Source organism: Caulobacter sp. GW821-FHT10A10 (genome assembly GCF_059415745.1).
In genome coordinates this window covers 759,379-785,069 of record NZ_JBWKNV010000001.1, presented here as the reverse complement: position 1 = coordinate 785,069, position 25,691 = coordinate 759,379, and the positions used below count along the sequence as shown (strand labels likewise).

The window sequence follows — 25,691 nt, the reverse complement described above, 5'->3', positions numbered from 1 at the left end:
GACGCGGCCATGACGCGAAGCAACCTCCAGCGCCTGGCCGCGACCGTCGCGGGCCTGGCCGTGCTCACCGCCCTGTCGGGTTGCGCCTCGGCCATGAACGAGGCCCGGGCCGACGCCGCGGCGATCGCGCCGCCGCCGGCGAGGACCGAGACCCAGCAGTGGGAAGGCCAGGTGCGCATCGACGCCGCGCCGGACGAGATCCTGCTGGCCATCCACGCCGAAGGCCTGTCGCAGCGTCAGGTCGAGGCGCTCGACGCCCTGGCCCTGCGCGGGATCCAGGCCGAAGCCCGCGAGATCATCATCGGCGCGCCGGCCGGCGCCCGCGACGCCCGAGCCGTCGACCGCATGGTCTCGGCCGCCCGCGCCCGCCTGGCCGCGGCCGGAACCGGCGACGCCAACATCCGCGTGACCAGCTACGACGCTACCGACGACAAGAGCCCGGTGCTGCGCGTGGGCTATGTGCGCTACACGGTGGACACGCCCCGGTGCGGCCAGAACTGGGAAAACCTGACGGCCACCCGCAAGAACGACGCCTACGGCAACTTCGGCTGCGCCATCACGGCCAACATCGCCGCCCAGGTGGCCAATCCGCAGGACCTGCTCGGGCCGCGGCCGAGCGCCCCGGTCGACGCCGGCCGCCGCGACACCGTGTTCGACAAGTATCGCAAGGGCGAGAAGACCTCGTCGGTTCGTGAGCCCCAGGCGTCCGGGGTCGTTTCGGAGGCGGTGAAGTGACGACTCGCGACCACGACCCCTTCGATCTGGGCTTCGAGGCCGACGACGAGTTCGCCTCGCCGGCCGCCGGCGATCCGTGGCGGGCCGCCCCCGCCACGCCCATGGCTGCTCCCACGGCCGCCTACGCCGCCGCTTCGACCGCCCTCGGCGCCGATCCGTTCGCCGACTTCCCGCCGGCCCGTCCGCGCCCGGAAGCGGCCGCGCCCGCCGCGCCGTCCAACCCGTTCGCCGAACTGGCGCCCGCGAGCGCCGCCGCCTTCGCCGCCGCGCCGGCCGCCCCCTTGGCCGCTCCGGCCGCGCCCCTGGAGATCGCCCGCCCGCAGGCCGCGCCGCAGGTCCAGACCTGGTCCGCGCCGCCCGCCGAGGACATCCTGCCCGGCGCCGACGCCACCACCGGCGAGGCCAGCGTGCCGCGCATCGCCATCCACGCCTTCGGCGTGCGGGCCGAGACCCTGGCGATCATCGAGGCCGCCGCCGCCGACCGCCGCATGGCCCGCGCCAGCGTCACCACCCGCTCCGGCGGCCTGGAAGCGGCCGTCGACTTCTACCAGAACCAGCCGACGCCCTCGCTGGTGCTGGTCGAGACCATGGACTCGGCCCAGCGCATGCTGGCCCTGCTGGACGGCCTGGCCCAGGTCTGCGACCCGGGCACCAAGGTCGTGGTCATCGGCCAGACCAACGACATCGCTCTCTATCGCGAGCTGATGCGCCGTGGGGTCAGCGAGTACCTGACCCAGCCGCAGAGCCCGCTGCACGTGATCCGCGCGGTGTCGGCGCTCTATGCCGACCCGTCGGCTCCGTTCGTCGGCCGCCAGGTGGCCTTCGTCGGCGCCAAGGGCGGGGTGGGCGCGTCGACCATCGCCCACAACTTCGCCTGGTCGATGGCCGAGCGCGTCGAGGCCGCGACGGTGATCGTCGATCTCGACCTGCCGTTCGGCACGGCCGGCCTCGACTTCAACCAGGACCCGCTGCAGGGCGTGCTCGACGCGCTGAGCCAGCCCGAGCGCCTGGACCCGGTGCTGATGGACCGCATGATGGTCCGCTGCGGCGACCGCCTGTCGCTGCTGGCCGCCCCGGCCACGCTGGAGCAGGACTACGACATCGGCGCAGACGCCTACGAGGAGGTGACGCAGAAGATGCGCGGCGCCGCCCCGTTCGTGGTGCTGGACCTGCCGCACAGCTGGGCCCCGTGGACCCGCCGGGTGCTGGTGGGCAGCGACGATCTCGTCATCGTCGCCACGCCGGACCTGGCCTCCCTGCGCAACGCCAAGAACATCGTCGACCTGGTGCGCCAGGCTCGCCCCAACGACGCGCCGCCGCGCCTGGTCCTGAACCAGGTGGGCGTGGCCGGCCGTCCCGAGATCCCGGTCAAGGACTTCGGCGAGGCCCTGGGCGTGACCCCGTCGCTGGTGCTGCCGTTCGATCCCAAGCTGTTCGGCCAGGCCGCCAACAACGGCCAGATGGTCGCCGAGGTGGCCCCTAAGTCGAAAGCGGCCGAGGGCATCGACCACCTGGCGCGGCTGATCAGCCGCCGCGAGGCGCCGGCGGCGACCAAGTCGGCGTCCATCCTGTCGGGCCTGTTCAAGAAGAAGTAGGGGCGAATGTTCGGCAAGCGCGATCAGGCCACCGTCACCGAGCGTCAGGCGCCGCCGCCCGCCCCCACGGGCGGCGCGGCCATCGCCACGCGCCCGCAGCGCGTCGAACCGACCGCCGCTCCGCCCGCCCCCAAGGCCTCGGCGCCCGCGCCCAAGGCCACGCAGGGGCTGGAGCAGCTGCGCGCCGCCCAGGGCGCGGCCAACCAGACCGCCACGATCGTTCGTGAACAGAGCGACTACTACCACGCGACGAAGACCACGATCTTCAACGCCCTGCTCAACACCATCGACCTCTCCCAGCTGGCCCAGCTCGACCAGAAGCAGGCCGCCGAGGAGATCCGCGACATCGTCGCCGAGCTGGTGGCGATCAAGAACGTCTCGATGTCGGTCTCCGAGCAGGAGCACCTGGTCCAGGACATCATCAACGACGTCCTCGGCTACGGCCCGCTCGAACCGCTGCTGGCCCGCGACGACATCGCCGACATCATGGTCAACGGCGCGCACCGGGTGTTCATCGAAGTCTCCGGCAAGGTGCAGCTGACCAACGTCCGCTTCCGCGACAATCTTCAGCTGATGAACATCTGCCAGCGGATCGTCAGCCAGGTCGGCCGCCGGGTCGACGAAAGCTCGCCGATCTGCGACGCCCGCCTTCCCGACGGCAGCCGCGTCAACGTCATCGCGCCCCCCTTGGCGCTGGATGGTCCCACCCTGACCATCCGGAAGTTCAAGAAGGACAAGCTGACGATGAAGAACCTGGTGGAGTTCGCCTCCATCAGCCCCGAGGGCGCGCGCGTCCTGGGCGTCATCGGCGCCTGCCGCTGCAACGTCATCATCTCGGGCGGCACGGGCTCGGGCAAGACGACCCTGCTCAACACCATGACCGCCTTCATCGACCCCACCGAGCGGGTCGTGACCTGCGAGGACGCGGCCGAACTGCAGCTGCAGCAGCCGCACGTGGTGCGCCTGGAAACCCGTCCGCCGAACCTGGAAGGCCAGGGCGCGGTGACGATGCGCGACCTGGTCAAGAACTGTCTGCGGATGCGTCCCGAACGGATCATCGTCGGCGAAGTCCGCGGCCCGGAGGCGTTCGATCTCCTCCAGGCCATGAACACCGGCCACGACGGCTCGATGGGCACGCTGCACGCCAACAGCCCGCGCGAAGCCATCAGCCGTGTCGAGAGCATGATCACCATGGGCGGCTACGGCCTGCCGTCGAAGACCATCAAGGAGATGATCGTCGGCTCGGTCGACGTCATCATCCAGGCCGCCCGCCTGCGCGACGGCACGCGCCGCATCACCCACGTCACCGAGGTGGTGGGCCTGGAAGGCGACGTGATCGTCACCCAGGACCTCTTCGTCTACGAGATCACCGGCGAGGACGAGCACGGCAAGGTGCTGGGCAAGCATCGCTCGACCGGCATCGCCCGGCCGCGCTTCTGGGACCGCGCCCGCTACTACGGCCTCGAGCGCGAGCTGGCCGAAGCGCTGGACGCGGCTGAGTAAGGGCCGGCCATGTTCATCCTGATCGCCGTCCTCGGCTTCATCACCATCGCGGGCCTGGGCTTCGTGCTGACGGGCGGCGGCGAAAGCGGCGGCGCCAAGGCCGCCAAGCGCGCCCAGGTGATCGTCGGCGGCGGCGAGCGCCAGGCCGCCGCGCGGGCCAAGGTCGCGGCCAACACCCCCGACGCCCGCCGCAAGCAGATCCTCAAGACGCTCAAGGAACAGGACAAGAAGCAGAAGAAGGCCACCTTGACGGTCGCCGCCCGCCTGCGCGCCGCCGGCCTGGGAGAGAACGTCAAGATGTTCTGGATCATCAGCGGCGTCCTTGGCCTGATGGTCATGCTGGTGCTGCTGGTCGTGCAGAAGATCCCGCTGGTGGCCCTGGGCGGCGGTTTCGCCGCGGGCTTCGGCCTGCCGCGCTGGGTGGTCGGGTTCCTGGCCGCCAAGCGCACCAAGAAGTTCACCGAGGCCTTCGCCGACGCCGTCGACATCATCGTCCGCGGCATCAAGTCGGGCCTGCCGGTGCACGACTGCCTGAAGATCATCGGCAAGGAATGCCCCGAGCCCCTGGCCGGCGAGTTCCGGATGCTGACCGAGAACATCGGCATGGGCATGCCGATCGACACCGCCCTGGAGCGCCTCTACGAGCGCATGCCGACCTCGGAGGTGCGGTTCTTCTCGATCGTGCTGAACATCCAGCAGAAGACCGGCGGCAACCTGGCCGAGGCGCTGGGCAACCTGTCGACCGTGCTGCGCGCCCGCAAGCTGATGACCGAGAAGATCAAGGCGCTTTCCGCCGAAGCCGTGGCCTCGGCCTTCATCATCGGCTGCCTGCCGCCGGGCGTGATGGTGCTGATCACCGTCATCGCCCCGGACTACATGACCACCCTGTTCACCGACACGCGCGGGCGGCTGATGCTGCTGGGGGCGGCGATCTGGATGAGCATGGGCATCTTCATCATGCGCCGCATGATCAACTTCAAGTTCTAGGGAGGGACGACGCATGGCCGCGATGCTGACCGACCCCTCGAACCTGCTGACCGCCTTCGTCGCGCTGGTCGTGTTCGCCACCATCATCACCCTGGCCGCGCCGGTGATGAACAGCAGCGGGCTGGAAAGCCGGCTGAAGTCGGTGGCCAACCGCCGCGAGGAGCTGCGCCGCCGCTCGCGCGCGGCCCTGGCCAACAAGGGCGCCGCCGGCGGCGGCACCCTGCGCCACACCGACGAGGGGATGTACAAGACCATCGTCGACCGGCTGCAGCTGTCCAAGCTGCTGGAAGACCCCAAGGTCGTCGACAAGCTGGCCCAGGCCGGCTTCCGCGGTCCCAAGCCGGTGTCGACCTTCTACTTCTTCCGCTTCGTGATGCCGTTCGCCTTCGGCCTGCTGGCGGCGCTCTACCTGTTCGGCATCAACGGCTTCGGCCTGCAGACCATGCAGAAGCTGGCCATCTGCGTGGGCGCCCTGACCATCGGCTACTACGCGCCCAACCTCTACATCCAGAACGTCGCCCAGAAGCGCCGCGAGTCGATCGTCTCGGCCTTCCCCGACGCCCTCGACCTGCTGCTGATCTGCGTCGAGAGCGGCATGTCGATCGAGGCGGCGATCCAGAAGGTCGGCAACGAGGTGGGCTCCAGTTCGATGGAGCTGGCCGAGGAGCTCTCCCTGCTCACCGCCGAGCTCTCCTACCTGCCCGACCGGCGCCTGGCCTACGAGGGCCTGGCCCGCCGCACCAACCATCCGGGCATCAAGTCGGTGGCCACGGCGATGATCCAGGCCGAGCGCTACGGCACGCCCCTGGGCGCGGCCCTGCGGGTCATGGCCAAGGAAAACCGCGAACTGCGCCTGTCGGCCGCCGAGAAGAAGGCCGCCAGCCTGCCGCCGAAGCTGACCGTGCCGATGATCGTGTTCTTCCTGCCGGTGCTGTTCATCGTCATCCTCGGCCCGGCGATCCTCAAGATCTCCGACCTGATGGCCAAGAAGCCGGTCGGCTAGACCTCAGACGTTCCGCAACAGGAAGTCAGCGCGGTCGCGCACCCCGCCGCTGCGGTCGCCCAGCAGGGAGCGGGCGATTTCGGCGGCGTCGGGCATTTCGCCGCGTCGGACGTAGAGACTGTCCAGCGCGAGCTTGCGGACCATGGCGGAGCGGTCGCGCGCGGCCCGCCGGATGGTTTCGGTCACATCGACCGCTGCGCTGAGCGGCCTTTCCTGGGTCACCACCACCCGTCGCCGCAGGCCATGGGCCTTGTCGATCCAGGCCCAGTCGCTGCTCACGGGCCAGCGGGCGCGTCCGGCGATCAGCGCCTCCAGCGCCACGGCGCGGATGGGCGGCAGCTTCGCGTGCTCGGCCAGGTCCGCTAGGTGAGCGTCGATCGCGTGAAATCGGAAGACGGATTTCAGCAAGGCGCCGCCCGAGCCGCTGGCCTGGTCGCGCAGGGTCGCGGCCAGCCGTTAGATCGCGTCGGGACGGCTGAGCGCGGCGTCGAGCAGGGCGGCCTCGTGCTGCTCCCATCGTTCCCAAGACAGCCGGCGCGCGCAGATATAGGACGCAGCGTCGGCGATCACCCCGGTCGGCGTGTCCGGAAACAGGCGCAGGGCGGTGGCCTTGGCCGCCTGGCGCACCTCGGGAACCCAGTCATTGAGGCGCAGCGCGATGGCGACGAACTGGAACGCCGCCTGGGGTGGACGAGCCAGGGCCTCCAGCGCCGCCTGACGGGCGTGGCCGCTGCGCGAAAAGGTCAGGAGCCACGCCAGGTCCTCGCCCTGGCGAGCTAGTTCTCGGCCGTGCTCGTGGGGCAAGCGCCAGCCGTCGTTGGGCAGCAGGCCGGCGATGAGGAACGGACCTGCATGGATCACCTCCGGCAGGGGCGTCGCGCGAAGCTCGGCCATGGCGGCGGCGATCGCCGCCTCCGGCAACGTGGGTGGCGGGCCGAGGGTGAATTGTCGCCAAAGAGTCCGTAGCCGGTGCATCGCTCGTCCTTCCAAGGGAGCGAAGTCCTGGCGGAGCCGGCGGGACTTTGCAATCTCCGGCTTCGGCGGCGAATGGCGATTACTCCGCCGCGCGCGTCTCCACCTCCGCGCGGACGGCGCCGGCCAGGAAGGCCGCGTGGGTCGGCAGGGCGGCGGCCGTGCGGGCGGCGGCGTGGGCGAGGTCGGCCAGCCACCCGTCGACGCTGTCGTCAGGAACCGCCGCCGTCATCGGGTGGGGCGCCGCCGGCGTCAGGCCCTGGCCCAGCAGCACCTGCACCCAGCTGGTTTCCTTGAAGAGGTCGTCCTCGTGGCTGAACACCCGGCCGGGACCGGTGAACAGCGCCAGCCGCGCGGCCAGGCTGTCGGGGATCTCCATCGCCTTGCGGCTGGCCCAGAACGGCGTGTCGTCACGCTCGGTGGCCTTGTAGTGCAGCACCAGAAAGTCGCGGATGCGGGTGTATTCGTCGCCGGTCTGGCGGTTGAACTCGGCGATCAGGGCGGGATCGAACCCCCGGTCCGGGAACAGGGCCAGCAGCCGCGCCAGGCCCGACTGCACCAGATGGATGCTGGTCGACTCCAGCGGCTCCATGAAGCCCGACGCCAGGCCCAGGGCCACGACGTTGCGGTTCCAGAAGGCCTTGCGGCGGCCGGTGACGAAGGTCAGCAGGCGCGGATCGGCGAGCGGTTCGCCCTCCAGATTGTCCATCAGCACCTGGGCCGCCGTCTCCTTGTCGGTCCAGGCGCTGGAGAAGACGTGGCCGTTGCCGGTGCGGTGCTGCAGCGGGATCCGCCACTGCCAGCCGGCGTCGCGCGCCCAGGCGCGGGTGTAGGGAACCGGGGGCGCCGCGTCGCGGCTGGGGACGGCCCAGGCGCTGTCCATCGGCAGCCAGCGCGACCAGTCCTCGTAGCCGGTCTTCAGCGCCTCCTCGATCAGCAGGCCGCGAAAGCCCGAGCAGTCGATGAAGAACTCGCCCTCCACCCGGCGGCCGTCCTTCAGCGTCACGGCCCGCACGAAGCCGCTGTCGGGATCCTGGTCGACCCCGACGACCCGGCCTTCGACCCGCCGCACCCCTTGCGCTTCGGCATGGCCGCGCAGATGGCGGGCGTAGAGCACGGCGTCGAAGTGGAAGGCCCAGTTCAGCGGCTCGCCGCCTTCCGGCGCCACCCGACCGAAGCGCCCGGCGCGGGCGGCCAGGGCGTTGGCCGACCAGGCCCAGAAGTCCTCGCCCGCGGTTCCGCGCCGGCGGGCGTCCAGCCACCAGTGGTGGAAGGGCGTCGTGCCCAGCGACCGGCCGACCTGGCCGAAGGCGTGCATGTAGCGGTGGCCCGGCCGCAGCCAGTCGACGAACTCGATGCCCAGCTTGATGGTCCCCTGCGTCGCCCGCAGGAAGGCGTCTTCGTCCAGGCCGATGAAGGCGTTAAAGAACCGTAGCTGCGGGATCGAGGCTTCGCCGACCCCGACCGTGCCGATCTCCTCGGACTCCACCAGCGTGATCGTGGCGGAAGGGCCCAGCGCCCGGGCCAGCAGTGCCGCGCTCATCCAGCCGGCCGTGCCCCCGCCGACGATGGTGACGTTGCGGATCGGTCCTGCGGTCATGGCGTGCTCCCTGGCGCGACCCGCGTCCGCCTTCTCGCGAGGCGGCTGCGCATCGTCGCGGTCTCCTGAAAAAAGAAAACCCCCGTCGGCGCAGGAAGCCGACGGGGGCGCGAGGACGCGGGGGATGTTCGCGCCTTAGAACTTGTAGGCGACACCCACGAGGTAGGTGCGGCCGTACTCCTGGTAGTCGATGATCTGGCGCTCATCACCGTTCTGGTAGGTGACGAAGGGCTCGTTGGTCAGGTTGTTGACCTGGGCCGTCAGCGACAGGCCCTTCAGCGGGCCGTTCTCGAACGCGTAGCCGATCTGGCTGTCGAGCACGGTCTCTTCCTTGACCATCCGGTAGGTGCGGCCGTTGCCGAAGCCGGAGACCTCGCCCAGGAACTTCGAGCGGTAACGCTCGCTGAGACGGGCCGAGAAGCCGCCCTTCTCATAGTAGACGGTCAGGTTGCCGACGGTCTTCGACAGGCCCGGGATCGGGATCGACGGGTCGCTCAGGCTGTACTGGATCTCGCTCTCGGTGCGCGAGGCGCTGAAGATCGCGCCGAAGCCTTCCAGCGCCGGGTGCAGCAGCGAGCCCGGCATCGAGACCGTGAACTCCAGGCCCTTGATCGAGCCGCCCTGGCCGTTCTGCGGGATGGTGATGTAGCCCTGGCGCAGCACCGGCTCGGGGTTGGCGCCGATCGGGTAGCCGGTGAAGTCGTGCAGGACGCTGGCGTCATACACGTAGGTCTTCAGGTCCTTGTAGAAGGCGGCCAGCGAGACATAGGCCTGGCGGCCGAAATACTTCTCGTAGGAGATGTCGATGGCGTTGGCGCGCCACGGCTCCAGCTCCGGGTTGCCGCCGCTGCCGCTCCAGGGCGAGTTGGCCAGGCTGGTGCTGGTCGCGAGCGCCGAGTTGTAGCTGTAGTTGGTGCTGGCGCGCATCTGGTCCATCCGCGGACGGGCCAGGGTGCGGGCCGCGGCGAAGCGGATCACCTGCTCGTTGGGCAGGCGCAGCTGCAGGTTCACGCTGGGCAGGAAGTCGACATAGCTGGTGCCGCCCGACAGCTCGGTCTGCTGGGTGGCCGTGCCGGTGCCGCTGGCGCCCAGGGCGTTGGAGCTCTGGTCGGTGTTGACCACCTGGAAGCCGAAGTTGCCGGTCAGGGCGTGGCCGCCGACCTCGGTCTCGATATTGGCCATCAGGTAGCCGACCGTGACCTTCTCCTCGACTTCCCAACTCTTGACCAGGACGTCGGCGTTCGGGTTGCGGATCTTGGTGTAGGTCCCGTTGTTGAGCAGCGAGAACGGGTCGTAGGCGAGCACGCCCGACAGACCGGCGAAGCCCAGCGAGGTCACGCCCAGGATGGCGCTCGACGGAACCGAGACGCTGGCCGGGGCGCCGACGACGCTCAGGAACCATTCGTCGTTGACGAGGCCCTTGGTGCGTTCGCTGTAGTTGACGCCGAAGGTGATGCTGGAAATGCCGTGGGCCGGATCCAGGTCGCGCTTGGCCGAGAAGCGGGCGGCCTTCAGCTCGTCCTCGATGGTCGGCATGTTCAGGTAGCCGTCCTGGCCGCCCGAGACGACGTCGCCGCCCCAGCCCTGCGAGCTGGTCAGCTTGGTCACCGCCGGATCGCCGTAGTTCAGGGCGTTCTTGAAGGTGGCGCCGTGGTCGCTCATCGAGAAGCTGACGGTGTCCAGAGCGCCCAGGGTGTTGCGGCCGGTGCCGGCGTAGGTCTCCAGGATCATGTCGGTGCGCTCGACCTTCGACCAGGAGAGGTCGGTGTCGATGGTCCAGCTGTCGCCGACGCTCCAGCGGTTGTTCCAGCCCAGCGACCAGATGTCGGCGTCGCGGTCGTTGCCGTCGTTGCGGATCACCGGCTTGACGTTGGAATAGGTGGCGCTGGTGATCATGCCGCCCGAGGCGGTGGTCCCGCTGATGGCGGGACCGGGGCGCGTGCCGTTGGCGTCGGTGGCGCCGCCGCCCCAGGCCAGCGGGATCTCCATGCCGCGCACCAGCTGGTGGTTCTCGAACTTCGAGTAGAAGACGTCGAGCGTGCTGGTGAAGGTGTCGGTCGGGGCGAACTCGACCGTGGCCATCACGCCGTCACGCTTCAGCTTGCTCGACATGGCGGTGACCCGCGCGCCGCCGAGCACCAGGTTGCCGGCGCCGTCGGTGGGATAGCCCCAGGCGTTGAAGCGCTGGGCCTGATAGGGCGACTCCATGTGGGCGTAGCCGATGGCGACGCCCAGCTTACCGTCCATGAACTGGTCGATGTAGGAGATGTTGAAGCGGTTGCCGTGGGCCGACGAGCCCGGGTTCAGCGCGCCGATGTCGTTCCACTCGTAGCGGGCGCCGACGGCGAAGGCGCGCTTGCCGAACTTCAGCGGGCGGATCGTGCGCATGTCGGCGGTGCCGGCCAGGCCCTGGCCCAGCAGCGAGGCGTCAGGGGTCTTGTAGATGACCACGCCGCTCAGAAGTTCCGACGGATACTGGTCGAACTCGACGCCGCGGTTGTCGCCGGTCGAGACCTGCTCGCGGCCGTTCAGCAGGGCGGTGGTGAAGTCCGGGGCCAGGCCGCGGATCGAGATCACCTGGCCGCGGCCGTCGAGGCGCTGGGCGGTCAGGCCGGGCAGGCGGGCGATCGACTCGGCGATCGACACGTCGGGCAGCTTGCCGATGTCTTCGGCCGAGACGGCTTCGACGATCGAGGTCGAGTCCTTCTTCAGCGAGATGGCGCCTTCGATCCCGCGGCGGATGCCCGTGACGGTGATCTCCTCGACGGTGTCGGGTTCGGTGGTCTGGGCGGCGGCCGGTTGAGCCTGGGCGGCTCCGGCGGCGATCATCAGCGCCAGCCCCGTTCCGCCCATCAGCGCCGCGCGACGCAGCTTGAATCGGATGTCCATGATGTTCCCTCCCGCAAGTGGTGTCCGCGCGGTTCCTCCGCGCCGTGTTGCGCAAATTACTGCAAACAGGTTCCGGCTTTTGCAACTGAAAAATGGATGGTTTGTCATGTTCGTTGATCGAGTGGTGCGCTTTCCGCTGCTTTCACGGGGTTTTTGCGGCTATTTCGCCACAGTGCGACAACCATGCCGTTCATGCCCGTGAGGTGAATGGATTGACAGCCGGTCAGCGGCTTTGCAAATCTATGCAAAATTGACGTGGCGACCGGGTCGTCGAAGATCGCGACGCTAGGGATGGAGGGCAGTGGGATGAACACCCGCAATCGGTGGGGGCGGCTGGCGGCCGCGCTCGGCTGCGCCAGCCTCGCCGCGACCGCCGTCCCGGCCTTTTCGGCGCCCGTGACGGCGCCGGCTTCGCAAACTTTCCGCGACCGCCTTCCGCAGGACGAGGTGATCTACTTCGTCTTGCCCGACCGCTTCGCCAACGGTGATCCGTCCAATGATCGCGGCGGCCTGAAGGGTGATCGCCTGGTCACCGGCTTCGACCCGGCCGACAAGGGCTTCTTCCACGGCGGCGACCTGAAAGGCCTGGCCGGTAAGCTCGACTATATCCAGGGCCTGGGCCAGACCGCGATCTGGCTGGCCCCGATCTTCGCCAACAAGCCGGTACAGGGGCCCAAGGGCCACGAGAGCGCCGCCTATCACGGCTACTGGATCACCGACTTCACGACGGTGGACCCGCACCTGGGAACCAAGGCCGACTTCAAGGCCCTGGTCGAGGCCGCCCATGCGCGCGGCCTCAAGGTCTATATGGACATCGTCGTCAACCACACGGCCGACGTCATCAAGTTCAAGGAGTGCGAAGGCCGGCGCTGCGACTATCGCAGCAAGGCCGACTATCCGGTCTCGCGCCAGGGCGGCGTCTCGGGGGCCGCGATCAACGCCGGCTTCGCGGGCGACGCCGACGGCTCGACCGGGAACTTCGCAAAGCTCATCAGGCCCGACTTCGCCTACACGCCCTACGTTCCGGCGGCCGAGGCCAGGGTCAAGGAGCCCGACTGGCTGAACGACCCGATCTGGTATCATAACCGCGGCGAGAGCGATTTCGTCGGCGAGAGCTCGCTTTATGGCGACTTCGCCGGGCTGGACGACCTCTACACCGAGAACCCGCGCGTGGTGGCCGGCTTCATCGACATCTACGGCGCCTGGATCGACGAGTTCGGGATCGACGGGTTCCGCGTCGACACCGCCCGCCATGTGAATCCGCAGTTCTGGCAGGCCTTCGTGCCGGCCATGCAGGCGCGAGCGGCCGCGCGGGGCATCCCCAACTTCCATATCTTCGCCGAGATCGCCGACCCGGATCCGGTGGCCCTGGTCCGTTCGACCGTGGTCGACGGCTTCCCCGCCGCGCTGGACTTCGCCTTCCAGCAGGCGGCGACCGAGACGGTGGCGGGCAAGGCCGGGACCGACCGTTTCGCCCGGCTCTACGCCGCCGACGCGCTCTATCGCGGCGGCGAGGCGGCGGGTCCGCAGATCCCGACCTTCCTGGGCAATCACGACATGGGGCGCTTTGGCCGCCGGCTCATGACGGGCAACCCCGGCGCCTCCGACGAGGAACTGCTCAAGCGCGACGTACTGGCCCACGCCCTGCTGATGTTCCTGCGCGGGGCCCCGACCCTCTATTACGGCGACGAGCAGGGCTTCACCGGCGACGGCGACGACAAGGACGCCCGCGAAGACATGTTCGCCAGCCAGGTCGCCGCCTACAACGACAACCGCATCATCGGCGGCAAGTCTGGCTCGGCCGACCGCTTCGACACCGGCGCGCCGCTCTATCGCGCCATTTCCGGCATGGCCAAGGCGCGCGCCGCCGATCCCGCCCTGCGCGGCGGCCGGCAGGTGATCCGCGCCGCCGGCGACAAACCCGGCCTGCTGGCCGTTTCCCGCATCCTCCAGGGTCGTGAGACCCTGGTCCTGTTCAACACCGGCCAGACGCCGGTGGAGGCCCAGGTCGAGGTCGAGACGACTTCGTCCGCGTGGCGTTCGGTGGTCGGCGCCTGCGCGCCGGCGTCCGCCGCCCCGGGCAGCTACCGCGTGACGATCGCGCCGCTCGACTACAAGATCTGCGTCTCGGAGGGCGCGCCCCAGTGACCATCGAAAGCACCGCCGCGTCTCTTGCCCCCGCCCACGCCGCCGAATGGTGGCGCGGCGCGGTGATCTATCAGGTCTATCCGCGCAGCTTCGCCGACTCCAACGACGACGGGGTGGGCGACCTGCCGGGGATCACCGCGCATCTGGAGCACATCGCCTCGCTGGGCGTGGACGCGATCTGGCTGTCGCCGTTCTTCGCCTCGCCGATGAAGGACTTCGGCTACGACGTCTCGGACTATCGCGACGTCGATCCGATCTTCGGAACCCTGGCCGACTTCGACGCCCTGATCGAAAAGGCCCATCGCCTGGGCGTGAAGATCATCATCGACCTGGTGTTTTCCCACACCAGCGACGAACACGCCTGGTTCGAGGAAAGCCGCCAGAGCCGGGATAATCCGTATGCGGATTGGTACGTCTGGGCCGACGCCAAGGCCGACGGCTCGCCGCCTTCGAACTGGCAGTCGGTGTTCGGCGGCCCGGCCTGGACCTGGGACGCCCGGCGCGGCCAGTACTACATGCACAACTTCCTGGCCTCGCAGCCGCAGCTGAACCTGCACAATCCCAAGGTCCAGGAGGCGCTGCTCGACGTCACCCGCTTCTGGCTGGAGCGCGGGGTCGACGGCTTCCGCTTCGACGCCATCAACTTCTCGATGCACGACCCGGCCCTGCGGGACAATCCGCCGATGCCGCCGGGCGGCAAGCGCACCCGGCCGTTCGACTTCCAGGACAAGGTCCACAACCAGGGCCATCCGGACATCCCGAAGTTCCTGGCCCGCCTGCGCGCCCTGACCGACCAGTACGAAGGCCGCTTCTCGGTGGCCGAGATCGGCGGCGACCGGGCCGACGAGGAGATGAAGCGGTTCACGGCCGGCGAGGATCACCTCAACAGCGCCTACAGCTTCCTCTACCTCTATGCCGACGAGCTGCGCGAGGAGTTGGTGCGCGGCGGGGCCGGCGACTGGCCGGGCGCCGAAGGCGAGGGCTGGCCGTCCTGGACCTTCTCCAACCACGACGCCCCCCGGGCGGTGTCGCGCTGGGCGCGGGGCCGCGATCGCAAGGCCTTCGCCGAGATGGCCCTGCTGCTGCTGATGACCCTGCGCGGCAACGTCTTCGTCTATCAGGGCGAGGAGCTGGGCCTGCCCCAGGCCCATGTGCCGTTCGAGCGGCTCGTCGATCCCGAAGCCATCGCCAACTGGCCCCAGACCCTGGGCCGAGACGGCGCCCGCACCCCGATCCCGTGGAAGGCGGGCGCGGTCAACGCCGGCTTCTCCACCGTCGAGCCGTGGCTGCCGGTCGATCCGGCGCACCTGCCGCTGGCGGTCGACGCCCAGGAAGCCGACGCGGCCTCGACCCTGCACGTCGCCCGCCGCCTGATCGGCCTGCGCGCGCAATGGCCGGCCCTGAAGACCGGCGGCATGCATCTGGTCGACACCAACACGCCGCTGCTGGTGTTCGAGCGCGGCGAGGGCGATCAGGCCTTGCTCTGCGTGTTCAACATCGGCTTCGAGGCCGTGGCCTGGGACCTGCCGCAGGGCTGGACCGTGGTCGACAGCGTCAACCTCGGCGCGCCGGGCGTCGTGCCGCCGCTGGGCGGTCTCTTGGCGAAGCGGGTGTGATCGGTTCCGCCGCCATCTTTCGCCTCCCTTCCCCCTGGAGGGGGGAAGGGGCGGGGATGGGGGTGGAAGCGCTTGCGGCTAAACGGCGATCGTCGCGCCCGCACCTGGCGGCGCCACCCCCATCCGACCGCTGCGCGGCCACCTTCCCCCCTCCAGGGGGAAGGGCTTTATCCCCCGCAGCTCTCGCGGATGATCAGATCCGTCGGCACCCGCTCGCTGCGGCTCGCCCCCTGCCCACTCGCGTCCAGCAGCTTCGAGACCATCAGCCTTCCCGCCTTGGCGGTGTCCTGCGAGATCGTCGACAGGGCCGGGCGCGAGTAACGCGCGAAGGGCACGTCGTCGTAGCCGATCACCGAGACGTCGCCGGGCACGGAAAGGCCCGCATGCTGCAGGGCGCGGATGGCGCCCAGCGCGATCAGGTCCGAAGCCGCCACGACGCCGTCGAACTTCACGCCGCGCTGGATGAGGCTGTCGATGCTGGCCTCGGCCGACTCGACCTCGAAGTGGGCCGGCACGATCAGGTCGGGGTCGACGCCCAGGCCGAACTGCTCGACCGCGTCGAGATAGCCGCGGTGGCGCTGCATGGCCTCGGGGGCCTCGGTGTCGCCCAGGAAGACGATGCGCTTGCGGCCCAGACGCGCAAGATGCAGCGTCGCACGCTTGGCGCCCAGGGGATTGTCCGAGCCCACCGAGCAATAGGCCTGATCGGGCAGCTGCGCGCCCCAGACCACGAAGCGGGCTTCGGTCTCGGCCAGGCGGTTGAAGGCGGTGTGCAGCCAGGACTGGCCCAGGAAGATCACCCCGTCGGCGCGGCTGGTGGTCATGGCCGCCGACAGGTCTTCGAAGCTGCCCGGGGCCACGTGGCTGACAAGGATGTCGCAGCCGCGCTCGCGGGCCGCCTCGCCGACGCCGGCGAACAGTTCGAGGAAGAACGGGTCCGACAAGCGTCCCTCGCGGTGCTGCGGACGCGGCACGACGATGGCGATCGTGCCCTCGGCGCCGATCGGGCCGGCGGGCATGTAGCGGCGGAACGGATAGTCCATCTCGCGCGCCAGCTTCCAGATCAGCTGCTTGGTGCGCTGGTTGACGGCGGGGCTGTCGTTCAGCGCCCGCGAGGCGGTGGAGATCGAGACGCCGGCCATCCTGGCCAGGTCTTCCAGACGCGTCGCCCCCTTGCTCACCGTTCCCCGTCCCCGTCGGTTCTGACGCCCGAAATCACGGGCGCAAAATTTGCCGCAAAATTTTTCACTGACCTTCTTAACGCATCGCCTGTCGCATTTAGCAAGTGCGGCGGACGGGCGATTTTCGGAGTCCGAGCATGATCCTGCGCCTCCTCGCCACGGCCCTCCTGGCCCTGGCCGCCTCGCCCGCCTTGGCGGCCGTCACGGCCACCGCCACCTCGCCCGACAAGGTGCTGAGCGTGTCGGTCACCACCGACAACGACGGCCAACCGACCTATGCTGTCAGCCGCCTGGGCCGGCCGGTGATCGCCCCGTCGAAGCTGGGCTTCATCCTGGTGGACGCCCCCAAGCTGCAGCGCAATTTCGAGGTCACGGACCAGCAGGCCCGCAGCGTCGACGAGACCTGGGACCTGCCCTGGGGCGAGCGCAAGTCGGTGCGCAATCGCTTCAACGAGCTGCGCGTGACCCTGGTCGAGAAGACCCCGCTGCACCGCAGGCTCGACGTGGTGTTCCGGCTCTATGACGACGGCCTGGGCTTTCGCTACGAGTTCCCCGAGCAGGCCAATCTGAAGACCGCCCGCATCGGCGAGGAACTGACCGAGTTCAGCCTCGTGGACGAGGCCACGGCCTGGTGGATCCCGGCCTATGAGTGGAACCGCGAGGAATATCTCTATAACCGCACGCCGGTCGAAGAGGTGTCGGTCGCCCAGACGCCGATGACCCTGCGCACCCAGGATGGCCTGCACGTCTCGATCCACGAGGCGGCGCTGGTCGACTATGCCGGCATGAACCTGGCCCGCGCCCAGGACCGCCGCTTCCGCGCCAGCCTGACGCCGGGCATCAGCGAGGCCAAGGTCGAGCGGACGCTGCCGTTCCCGACGCCCTGGCGCACCCTGCAGATCGCCGACAGCGCCGGCGGCCTCGTCACCTCCGGCCTGATCCTGAACCTCAACGATCCCAACAAGCTGGGCGACGTCTCGTGGATCAAGCCGATGAAATATGTCGGCGTCTGGTGGGAGATGCACCTCGACCACAAGACCTGGGGTTCGGGTCCCAAGCACGGCGCGACCAACGAGAACGTCATGCGCCACATCGATTTCGCCGCCAAGCACGGTCTGGGCGGGGTGCTGGTCGAGGGCTGGAACAAGGGCTGGGACGGCGCCTGGTTCGCCGACGGCTCGGAGTTCAGCTTCACCGAATCCTATCCGGACTTCGACCTGAAGAAGCTCACCGACTACGCCCGCAAGAAGGGCGTGGTGCTGATCGGCCACCACGAGACGGCCGGCAACACCGTCGTCTACGAGCGCCAGATGGACGCGGCCTTCGACCTCTACAAGTCGGTCGGCGTGCCGGCCGTGAAGACCGGCTATGTCGCCGACGCCGGCGGCGCCCAGGTGCTCGGTCCGGGCGGCAAGGTCCACTTCGCCTGGCACGAAAGCCAGGCCCTCGCCGAGCACCACGTGCGGGTGCTGGAGGCCGCCGCCAAGCGCCAGATCGCCATCAACTCGCACGAGCCGATCAAGGATACCGGCCTGCGCCGCACCTGGCCCAACTGGATCAGCCGCGAGGGCGCGCGGGGCATGGAGTTCAGCGCCTGGGGCCAGCCGGGCAATCCGCCCGAGCATGAGGCCAACCTCGTCTTCACCCGCCTGCTGGCCGGTCCGATGGACTATACGCCCGGCATCTTCGGCATGAAGACCAAGGCCCCCGACGGCGTGGCCACCACCTGGGCCAAGCAGCTGGCGCTCTATGTCGTCATCTACAGCCCGATCCAGATGGCCGCCGACCTGCTCGAGAACTACGAGGCCAATCCCAAGCCCTTCAAGTTCATCGAGGACGTGCCGGTCGACTGGTCCGACACCAGGGTCGTCAATGGCGAGATCGGCGACTTCGTCACCATCGCCCGCAAGGACCGCAAGAGCGACGACTGGTACCTGGGCGCGATCAGCGACGAGCAGGGCCGGGTGCTTTCGGCGCCGCTGTCGTTCCTCGATCCGGGGCGGAAATACCGTGCCGAGATCTACCGCGACGGCGACAACGCCGACTGGAAGACCGCGCCGCAGGACATCGTCATCGAGGCCCGCGAGGTGACGGCGGCGGATGTGCTGACCTTGCGGTTGGCTCCCGGTGGCGGCCAGGCGATCCGGTTCGTGGCGCTGGGGAGGCGCTGAGCGTTCCACCCTCCCGTAAAATCCCCGCGAAAGCGGGGACCCAGGCGTTTTATCGTCGAGCGCCCACGTTTCAGAAAAAGCCTGGGCCCCCGCTTTCGCGGGGGTTTTACGGTATTGAGCGGCGTTGCAAATTTATGAGAATTATTGCCAGGCCGTGCTGGCCGTTCAGCAATTGCTAACACCGGGCGGGCCTCGCTTGCACCTGAAAAGTTCCCATCAATCCCTGAAATAACCCGATAATCCCCACTTCACCGTTGCATCCACCTCCACCCCATGCGCAAATGTCCACCGCAAAGCGCACTGCAAAAACTTGCGCAAACGGCCGGGAAAACCGGCGGCGTCACGGCGGGGAAGCGATGACCAAGGCCAGGCTGAGCCTCTTCCAGATCTGGAACATGTGCTTCGGGTTCTTCGGGATCCAGATCGGCTTTGGCCTGCAGAACGCCAACACCAGCCGCATCTTCCAGACCCTGGGCGTCGAGATCGACCACCTGGCCATCCTGTGGATCGCCGCGCCCGCCACGGGCCTGCTGGTGCAGCCGATCATCGGCTACCTGTCCGACAAGACCTGGGGAAAGCTGGGCCGCCGCCGGCCCTACTTCTTCTGGGGCGCGATCCTGACCACGGCCGCCCTGATCCTGATGCCCAATTCGCCCACCTTGTGGGTCGCGGCCTCGGCGCTGTGGATCATGGACGCCTCGATCAACATCACCATGGAGCCGTTCCGGGCCTTCGTCGGCGACAACCTGCCCGACGAGCAGCGCGCCACCGGCTACGCCATGCAGAGCTTCTTCATCGGCATCGGCGCGGTGCTGGCCTCGTGCCTGCCGTGGATCCTGACCAACTGGCTGGATGTCGCCAACACCGCCCCGGCCGGCCAGATCCCGGACTCGGTGCGCATCGCCTTCTACGTCGGCGGCGCGGCGCTGCTGGCCTCGGTGCTGTGGACGGTGTTCTCCACCCGCGAATACAGCCCCGAACAGATGGCCGCCTTCGAGGCCGCCGAAGTCGCCGCCAAGGGCGAGGCCGTCGTCGCCGAGGCGCAGGCTGAAGGCCGCGGCGTCGCCGCCTACCTGACCGGCGGCGTGGCCTGGACGATCGCCGGCCTGGCGGTCGCGGTGGGCGTCTACGCCGCCCGGCTGGAGAAGGAGCTCTACGTCCTGGCCGCCCTGATCGCCGGCTTCGGCGTGGCGCAACTGGTCGCCGGCCAGCTGAAGGCGGCGGGGCGCACCCGCAACGGCTTCTCCGAAGTGGTCGAGGACCTCTTCGCCATGCCCGCGACGATGAAGCAGCTGGCCGTGGTGCAGTTCTTCTCGTGGTTCGGCCTGTTCGCCATGTGGATCTACACCACGCCCGGCGTGGCGGCCTTCCACTACGGCGCGACCGACACGGCTTCGGCCGCCTACAACGCCGGCGCCGACTGGGTGGGGGTGCTGTTCGGGGTCTATAACGGCGTGGCGGCCCTGGCGGCCCTGCTGATCCCGGTCATCGCCCGCGCCACCAGCCGCCGCATCGCCCACGCCCTGTGCCTCGTTTTGGGCGGGCTTGGCCTGCTGTCGTTCCTGGCCATCCGCGACCCGAAGCTGCTGGTCATGGGCATGGTCGGCGTCGGCTTCGCCTGGAGCTCGATCCTGTCGTCGCCCTATTCGATCCTGTCGGGCTCGGTGCCGGCGCGGAAGATGGGCGTCTATATGGGCATCTTCAATTTCTTCATCGTCATCCCGCAGCTGCTGGCCGCCACGGTGCTCGGCCTGCTGCTCAAGACCTTCTTCGGCGGCCAGGCGATCTATGCGCTCGTGCTGGGCGCGGCCTCGTTCCTGATCGCCGCCGTCGCCGTCTTCGCCGTCAACGACCCGGGCGAGCCCAAGCGGCTGGCCAAGTCTCTTTCGTGAGGCCCCCATGCGTACCCTCAAGACCCTGATCCTGGCCGCCTCGGCCCTCACTGTCGCCGGAGCCGCCCAGGCTGCGGAGCCCGCGACCACCTGGGCCTATTCGGCCAAGACCGCCGTCGGCGCCTCCTACGAGGCCTATGTCGACGGCGCCTACAAGGACGGCGGCCGCACCGGCGCGGTGTCGAAGGTGTGGTTCTCGGTCGCCGACGGCGTGCTGACCGAAACCATGTACGGCCTGATCCATGAGGCCCAGATCAAGCAGATGCGGATCGCCGTGAAGACCGCCGACGGCCTCGCCGTCGAAGGCCGCGACACCGTCGCCAAGACTGAATATCTGTATACGGACAAAAAGGGCCGCCCGCTGTCGCCGGCCTACAAGATCACCACCACCGACAAGGCCGGCCGGTTCGTCATCGAGAAGCGGATCTTCACCGATCCCGACCGCAACGCCCTGTTCCTGCGGGTGACGGTCAAGGCCCTGAAGGGCCCGGTGACGCCGTTCCTGGTGCTGGAGCCGCACATGGCCAACACCGGCGGAAACGACGTCGGCTCGGCCGGCGCGCAAGGGCTGACGGCCGGCGAGGGCAAGGTCTACCTCACCCTGCGCGGCGACCGCCCCTTCGCCAAGGCCGCCGCCGCCAAGCTGGAAGGCAATGACGCCCTGAAGATCCTGGGCGACGACGGCGTGCTGCCCGCCGGTTCGGAAGCCAAGGGCGCGATCGTGCTCGCCGCCCAGCTGCCCACCCAGGCGGCCGGCGAGGCGACCTACGACTTCGCCATCGGTTTCGGCGCCGACCCGGGCGCCTCCAGCCAGACGGCCATGGCCAGCCTGAAGACCGGCTATGCCGAGGTGCTGGCCCGCTACAACGGCGAGGGCGAGCGGGTCGGCTGGAGCGACTACATCGCCTCGCTGTCCGAGTTGCCGCGCGTGGCCGCCCAGTCGGCCGACGGCGGCAAGCTGGCCTATGCCAGCGCCCTGATGCTGAAGGTGCAGGAAGACCGCACCCACGCCGGCGCCCTGATCGCCTCGCTGTCCAACCCCTGGGGCGACACGGTCGACGCCGCCCGCCCCTCGACCGGCTACAAGGCCGTCTGGCCGCGCGACTTCTACCAGTGCGCCATGGCCCTGGCGGCCCTGGGCGACAAGGAAACCCCGCTGGCGGCCTTCCACTACCTGCCCACCGTGCAGGTCGGTCCCAAGACCCCGGGCAACAAGGGCGCCGGCGGCTGGTTCCTGCAGAAGACCGAGGTGGACGGCACGCCCGAATGGGTCGGCGTCCAGCTGGACCAGACGGCCATGCCGATCATGCTGGGCTGGAAGCTGTGGAAGCTAGGCTGGCTGTCGGAAGCCGACCTCAAGGATTACTACGCCCGCATGATCAAGCCGGCCGCCGACTTCCTCGTGGACGGCGGCAAGGTCAACATCGGCTGGAACCACGAGACCATCGTCCCGCCCTTCACCCAGCAGGAGCGCTGGGAGGAGCAGGCCGGCCACTCGCCCTCGACCACGGCCGCGGTGATCGCCGGCCTGGTCACTGCCGGCGACATCGCCGACCTGGCGGGCGACACGGCCTCGGGCGACCGCTATCGCGCCACGGCCGACGCCTATTCGGCCAAGGTCGAGGCGCGGATGTTCACCACCAGCGGCAAGTTCGGCGACGGGTCGTACTTCATGCGCCTGAACAAGAACGAGGATCCCAACGACAAGGCCCCGATCGGCGCCGCCAACGGCCAGATCGCCCCGCCCGAGGACGAGGTCGTGGACGGCGGGTTCCTGGAGCTGGTCCGCTACGGCGTGCGCCGGGCCGACGACAGCCACATCGCCGGCAGCCTGCCGGAGCTGGACGACACGGCGCGGGACGACCTCTACCGCGTGCGCTATGACTTCGGCTTCCCGGGCGTGAAGGGCGAGTTCCCCGGCTGGCGGCGCTACGACGTCGACGGCTATGGCGAGGACGCCAAGACCGGCGGCAACTACGGCGAGGGCGGGGAAATGAGCCCCGGCCAGCGCGGCCGGGTGTGGCCGATCTTCACCGGTGAGCGCGGCCACTACGAACTGGCGCTCGCCCAGGAAAAGGCGGCCGCCGAGAAGGGCAAGGTCGGCAAGGGCCAGATCGACGCCATCCGCGCCCGCTACGTGAAAGCCATCGAGCTCTTCGCCAATGACGGCCTGCTGATCCCCGAACAGGTCTGGGACGGCGTCGGCGCCGACGCCCGCCACCCCTATGTGAAGGGCGAGGGCACGGACTCGGCCACGCCCCTGGCCTGGTCGCACGCCGAGTATCTCAAGCTGCTGCGCTCTCTGGCCGACCGCCAGGTCTGGGATCGCTACGAGCCGGTGGCGGCGCGCTACGCGAAGTAGGGGGCGGGAGATCGATATCCATCGGCTCGCGTCCCCTCATCCCGTCTTTCCCCGCCTGCGCGGGGAGGCTCGGTGAAATATCGGCCCGGGCCTTGGATGTGGATCCGAGGTCTGGCGGTTTCGCCCGGGCGCGGGGTCGTCTACGACTTCATGCGGGAGGACCCCTCGCCATGACCGGTCAGCCGATCACGCTGAGGCTGCGCATCCAGGATCCGATCCCGGGCGTGGCCTACAGCCTGCAGGACAAGAAGAACCATCCCGTGGGGCCGGTGACGGCGGGGGACGCGTCGCTGGCCTTCGACGTCTCCGTGCGCCTGGCGCCGGGACCTCGGTTCCTGGGCGAGTTCGTCCGCAGCGAGGGCCCCAGCCGACGGTTCGTCTACATCGCCATCGGAACTTCCGCAGGCGATCACGCCTCGCCCTGGACCCGCCGCGCCAAGATCGACATCCACACCATTCCGCCGGACCTGCTGGATCGCGCCCTGGAAGGCGCGGTGCTCGAGGTCCTGCTGCCCGGCAAGGCCAAGGACGGCGGCCCGGCCTGCGCGACGGTGGTTCCGCTGGAGGCCTGGCGGGTCGTCGACTGACGCACGGCGGACCGAGAGTCGCCTTCGAGGCGCGGCCCAGCTTCGGCTTGTTCGCCGGGCGCGCGTCTGCGAGGCTTCCCCTCATGACTGTGGAGCCCCGCATCAGCAACCCAGCGGCGATCGAGGCCGAGGACATCCGGCGCATCCTGGCGGCGGGTCGCGAACCCATCGTCCAGTTCTCCGCGCCCCCATCAGCCGACATGCTGGAACAGGTGAACGCGCTTTGCCGGACTTTCGGCGCGGCGTTGGAGGTGCGGTTCTACACCCACTTCGACAGCGTGTTCGACGCCGATCTCTTGGTCGGGCTGCCGGACGTGCGGTGGCTGACCCTGGATTGTCTGAGGCGGATCGAGAACGTCGAGCGCGTTGCTGACCTGCCGCGCCTGACTCGCTTCGGGTTCGGAGTGGAACAGTTCGATCGGCTGGATTTCCTGGACTTGCTACCGCTGGAGCGGCTGACGCACTTGTCTGTCGGTCCCAACATCGGACGCGATTTCGACCTGTCGCCCCTGACCAGGGCGCGGTCCTTGGTCGAACTTGACGTCGTCGGTCATACCCGCGGCATCGAGCGCCTGGTGGCGTTGAAGGACCTACGTGCGCTCAGGCTTACCAGCATTCCCAAGTCGCAGGCCTTAGGTTTCGTATCCAATATGTCGGGCCTGCGTGAGCTGTCCCTGATGCTTGGCGGGCGGTGGGGTATCGGTGAACTTCGGCACGATGGACTGGAGAAGCTGAGCATCGTCCGCGTGAAGGGGTTCGAAGACCTGGGGTCGCTGGCTCGCTTTCCGGCCCTGCGTCATCTTCACGTCGAGGACCAGATTCGCCTCGCCGCCATCGATCTGGCCGGCCCGCAGTTGGAAGAGGTCTTCGTGCTGAACTGCAAAACGCTGGCGAGCCTGGCCGGCGTATCCGAGATCCCGAGCCTGCGGCATCTGCGGGTCTATCGGACCGCGCTGGACCTGGACGATCTTGCCGCCCGCGCCTGGCCGCCGTCCATGGACCTGCTGGCGCTCTATTCGGGCCGGGTGAGGGAAGACGAAAGGCTCCGCGCGATCCTGGACGCCCGCGGCTATAGGGAGTTCTAGCCGGCGATCACCCGCCCGCCTTTCTTCGGTCCTCGACTCCGGCTAAGAACGGAGCATGAACGCCGTTGACCCCTACCTGATCCTCGCCCTCGTGTTCCTGGTCGCCGCGGCCGGGGCGGTCGTCTGGGCGCTGATGGCGCAGCGCAAGGCGGCGGGCGCCGAGCAGGAGGCCTGGCGGCTCTCGGCCCAGCTGGAGCAGGCGCTGGAGCGCCACCGCATGCTGGAGGACCAGTCCAAGACCCAGATCGAGCTGATCCGCGCCCAGGCCGAGAAGAGCGCCCAGGCGGTGGCCGAGCAACTGATCAAGCGGGCCGACGAGAACGCCAAGAGCCGCGACCAGCTGACCCACGCCCGCCTGGAGGCCCAGCTGAAGCCGGTGGCCGAGACCCTGGCCAAGTTCGAGGCCCAGGTCACCGCCGTCGAGAAGTCGCGCGCCGAGGAGAGCGGCGGGCTGAAAGCCCAGATCGCCGCCCTGATGGAAGCTTCGGCCGCCACCCAGACCGAGGCCCGCAAGCTGTCGGCCGCCCTGCGCCGGGGCGCGGGCGTGCAGGGCCGCTGGGGCGAGCAGATGCTGCGCAACGTGCTGGAGATGGCCGGCCTCAAGCACGGGGTCGACTTCACCGAGCAGGTGCAGCTGGACGGCGGCCGCATCCGGCCCGACGTGGTGGTGCGGATGCCGCGCAACGCCGCCTTCGTCATCGACGCCAAGTGCTCGCTGAACGCCTATCTGGAAGCCCAGGACGCGGCCGACGACGTGGCCCGCGAGGCCGCGTACCTGCGCCACGCCAACAGCTTGCGCGAGCACATCAAGTCGCTGTCGGCCAAGGCCTATTGGGACGCCCTGGAGGTCTCGCCCGACTTTGTCGCGATGTTCGTGCCCGGCGACGGGATCCTGGCCGCCGCCCTGGAGCGCGCGCCCGAGCTGATGACCGAGGCCATGGAGAAGCGGGTGATCATCGCCACGCCTTCGACCCTCTTCGCCCTCTGCAAGGCGGTGTCCTACGGCTGGCGGGTGGAGGAGCAGGCCAAGAACGCCGTCGAGGTCGCCGCTCTCGGCCGCGAGCTCTACAAGCGCGTCGCCGACATGGGCGGCCACGTGGCCGGGGTGGGCAAGTCGCTGTCGCAGGCGGTGGACAAGTACAACGCCTTCGTCGGCTCGCTGGAGAGCCGGGTGCTGCCCAAGGCCCGCGAGTTCGAGAAGCTGAAGGTCGAGCACGGCGGCAAGGGCATCGAGGAGCTGACGGCCGTGGATACGGCCGTGCGTCCGGTGACCAAGCTGGAAATCACCGCCCCGGATAGCCAACCGACGGACGAGGTGGGACAATCGCCCGCCTTGACCCTCGGAAACGGGACGCCTACCTGAGT

At 69.0% G+C, this 25,691-nt stretch carries 18 protein-coding genes; 13 read left to right on the top strand and 5 right to left on the bottom strand.

Going from position 1 to position 25,691, the window contains the following annotated elements; all coding sequences use genetic code 11:
- The first annotated feature begins 9 nt into the window (after positions 1-9).
- The 5 genes from AC07NS_RS03730 to AC07NS_RS03710 are packed head-to-tail and all read left to right on the top strand — an operon-like array spanning position 10 to position 5,823.
- A complete protein-coding gene (locus AC07NS_RS03730; protein WP_494601548.1) occupies positions 10-735 on the top strand; it encodes a CpaD family pilus assembly protein in 726 nt (241 codons plus the stop codon).
- On the top strand, positions 732-2,330 hold the full coding sequence (locus tag AC07NS_RS03725; RefSeq protein WP_494601547.1) for a CpaE/TadZ family protein: 1,599 nt from the start codon (positions 732-734) through the stop codon (positions 2,328-2,330). Before AC07NS_RS03730 ends, AC07NS_RS03725 begins: the two co-directional genes overlap by 4 nt.
- Before the next feature lie 6 nt (positions 2,331-2,336).
- Complete coding sequence (locus tag AC07NS_RS03720; RefSeq protein ID WP_494601546.1) at positions 2,337-3,833, top strand: TadA family conjugal transfer-associated ATPase; 1,497 nt, start codon at positions 2,337-2,339, stop codon at positions 3,831-3,833.
- A 9-nt stretch (positions 3,834-3,842) separates the two neighbouring features.
- Positions 3,843-4,820, top strand: a complete 978-nt coding sequence (locus AC07NS_RS03715) for a type II secretion system F family protein (protein WP_494601544.1) — start codon at positions 3,843-3,845, stop codon at positions 4,818-4,820.
- A gap of 13 nt (positions 4,821-4,833) precedes the next feature.
- The gene (locus AC07NS_RS03710; RefSeq protein ID WP_487291969.1) at positions 4,834-5,823 is read left to right on the top strand and encodes a type II secretion system F family protein; all 990 of its coding nucleotides are present in this window, start codon (positions 4,834-4,836) and stop codon (positions 5,821-5,823) included.
- Positions 5,824-5,826: 3 nt separating this feature from the next.
- Here AC07NS_RS03710 and AC07NS_RS03705 read toward each other — a convergent pair whose 3' ends face one another.
- From AC07NS_RS03705 to AC07NS_RS03690, 4 genes are all read right to left on the bottom strand, one after another.
- Positions 5,827-6,231, bottom strand: coding sequence for a hypothetical protein (locus AC07NS_RS03705; protein WP_494601542.1), 405 nt, complete (start codon positions 6,229-6,231; stop codon positions 5,827-5,829).
- 48 nt (positions 6,232-6,279) lie between these two features.
- Positions 6,280-6,717 carry a hypothetical protein gene (locus tag AC07NS_RS03700; protein WP_494601540.1) on the bottom strand — a complete coding sequence of 146 codons (438 nt, stop codon included), beginning with the start codon at positions 6,715-6,717 and terminating at the stop codon, positions 6,280-6,282.
- Between the two features lie 160 nt (positions 6,718-6,877).
- Positions 6,878-8,395 carry a tryptophan halogenase family protein gene (locus AC07NS_RS03695; protein WP_494601538.1) on the bottom strand — a complete coding sequence of 506 codons (1,518 nt, stop codon included), beginning with the start codon at positions 8,393-8,395 and terminating at the stop codon, positions 6,878-6,880.
- 135 nt (positions 8,396-8,530) lie between these two features.
- A complete protein-coding gene (locus AC07NS_RS03690) occupies positions 8,531-11,284 on the bottom strand; it encodes a TonB-dependent receptor (RefSeq protein WP_494601536.1) in 2,754 nt (917 codons plus the stop codon).
- A gap of 306 nt (positions 11,285-11,590) precedes the next feature.
- Between AC07NS_RS03690 and AC07NS_RS03685 the strand changes: the two genes are divergently transcribed.
- Together AC07NS_RS03685 and AC07NS_RS03680 are read left to right on the top strand one after the other, a co-directional pair.
- Positions 11,591-13,432, top strand: a complete 1,842-nt coding sequence (locus AC07NS_RS03685) for an alpha-amylase family glycosyl hydrolase (protein WP_494601534.1) — start codon at positions 11,591-11,593, stop codon at positions 13,430-13,432.
- On the top strand, positions 13,429-15,048 hold the full coding sequence (locus tag AC07NS_RS03680) for an alpha-amylase family glycosyl hydrolase (protein WP_494601532.1): 1,620 nt from the start codon (positions 13,429-13,431) through the stop codon (positions 15,046-15,048). The genes AC07NS_RS03685 and AC07NS_RS03680 overlap by 4 nt, the downstream gene beginning before the upstream one ends.
- Positions 15,049-15,215: 167 nt before the next feature.
- Here AC07NS_RS03680 and AC07NS_RS03675 read toward each other — a convergent pair whose 3' ends face one another.
- Positions 15,216-16,229: a LacI family DNA-binding transcriptional regulator gene (locus tag AC07NS_RS03675; protein ID WP_101718651.1), complete on the bottom strand. Its 1,014-nt coding sequence runs from the start codon at positions 16,227-16,229 to the stop codon at positions 15,216-15,218.
- A 137-nt stretch (positions 16,230-16,366) separates the two neighbouring features.
- On the opposite strand from AC07NS_RS03675, the gene AC07NS_RS03670 reads away from it, so the two are divergent.
- The 6 genes from AC07NS_RS03670 to AC07NS_RS03645 all read left to right on the top strand — a co-directional run bounded on the left by AC07NS_RS03670 (position 16,367) and on the right by AC07NS_RS03645 (position 25,689).
- A complete protein-coding gene (locus AC07NS_RS03670) occupies positions 16,367-18,400 on the top strand; it encodes a glycoside hydrolase family 97 protein (RefSeq protein ID WP_494601530.1) in 2,034 nt (677 codons plus the stop codon).
- Positions 18,401-18,756: 356 nt separating this feature from the next.
- Positions 18,757-20,292: an MFS transporter gene (locus AC07NS_RS03665; protein ID WP_494601529.1), complete on the top strand. Its 1,536-nt coding sequence runs from the start codon at positions 18,757-18,759 to the stop codon at positions 20,290-20,292.
- A 7-nt stretch (positions 20,293-20,299) separates the two neighbouring features.
- Positions 20,300-22,654 carry a glucan 1,4-alpha-glucosidase gene (locus AC07NS_RS03660; protein ID WP_494601528.1) on the top strand — a complete coding sequence of 785 codons (2,355 nt, stop codon included), beginning with the start codon at positions 20,300-20,302 and terminating at the stop codon, positions 22,652-22,654.
- 170 nt (positions 22,655-22,824) lie between these two features.
- Positions 22,825-23,241, top strand: a complete 417-nt coding sequence (locus AC07NS_RS03655; protein WP_494601526.1) for a DUF5990 family protein — start codon at positions 22,825-22,827, stop codon at positions 23,239-23,241.
- A gap of 83 nt (positions 23,242-23,324) precedes the next feature.
- Positions 23,325-24,326 carry a leucine-rich repeat domain-containing protein gene (locus AC07NS_RS03650; RefSeq protein ID WP_494601524.1) on the top strand — a complete coding sequence of 334 codons (1,002 nt, stop codon included), beginning with the start codon at positions 23,325-23,327 and terminating at the stop codon, positions 24,324-24,326.
- A gap of 55 nt (positions 24,327-24,381) precedes the next feature.
- Positions 24,382-25,689 carry a DNA recombination protein RmuC gene (locus AC07NS_RS03645; RefSeq protein WP_494601522.1) on the top strand — a complete coding sequence of 436 codons (1,308 nt, stop codon included), beginning with the start codon at positions 24,382-24,384 and terminating at the stop codon, positions 25,687-25,689.
- The last annotated feature ends 2 nt before the right edge of the window (positions 25,690-25,691 follow it).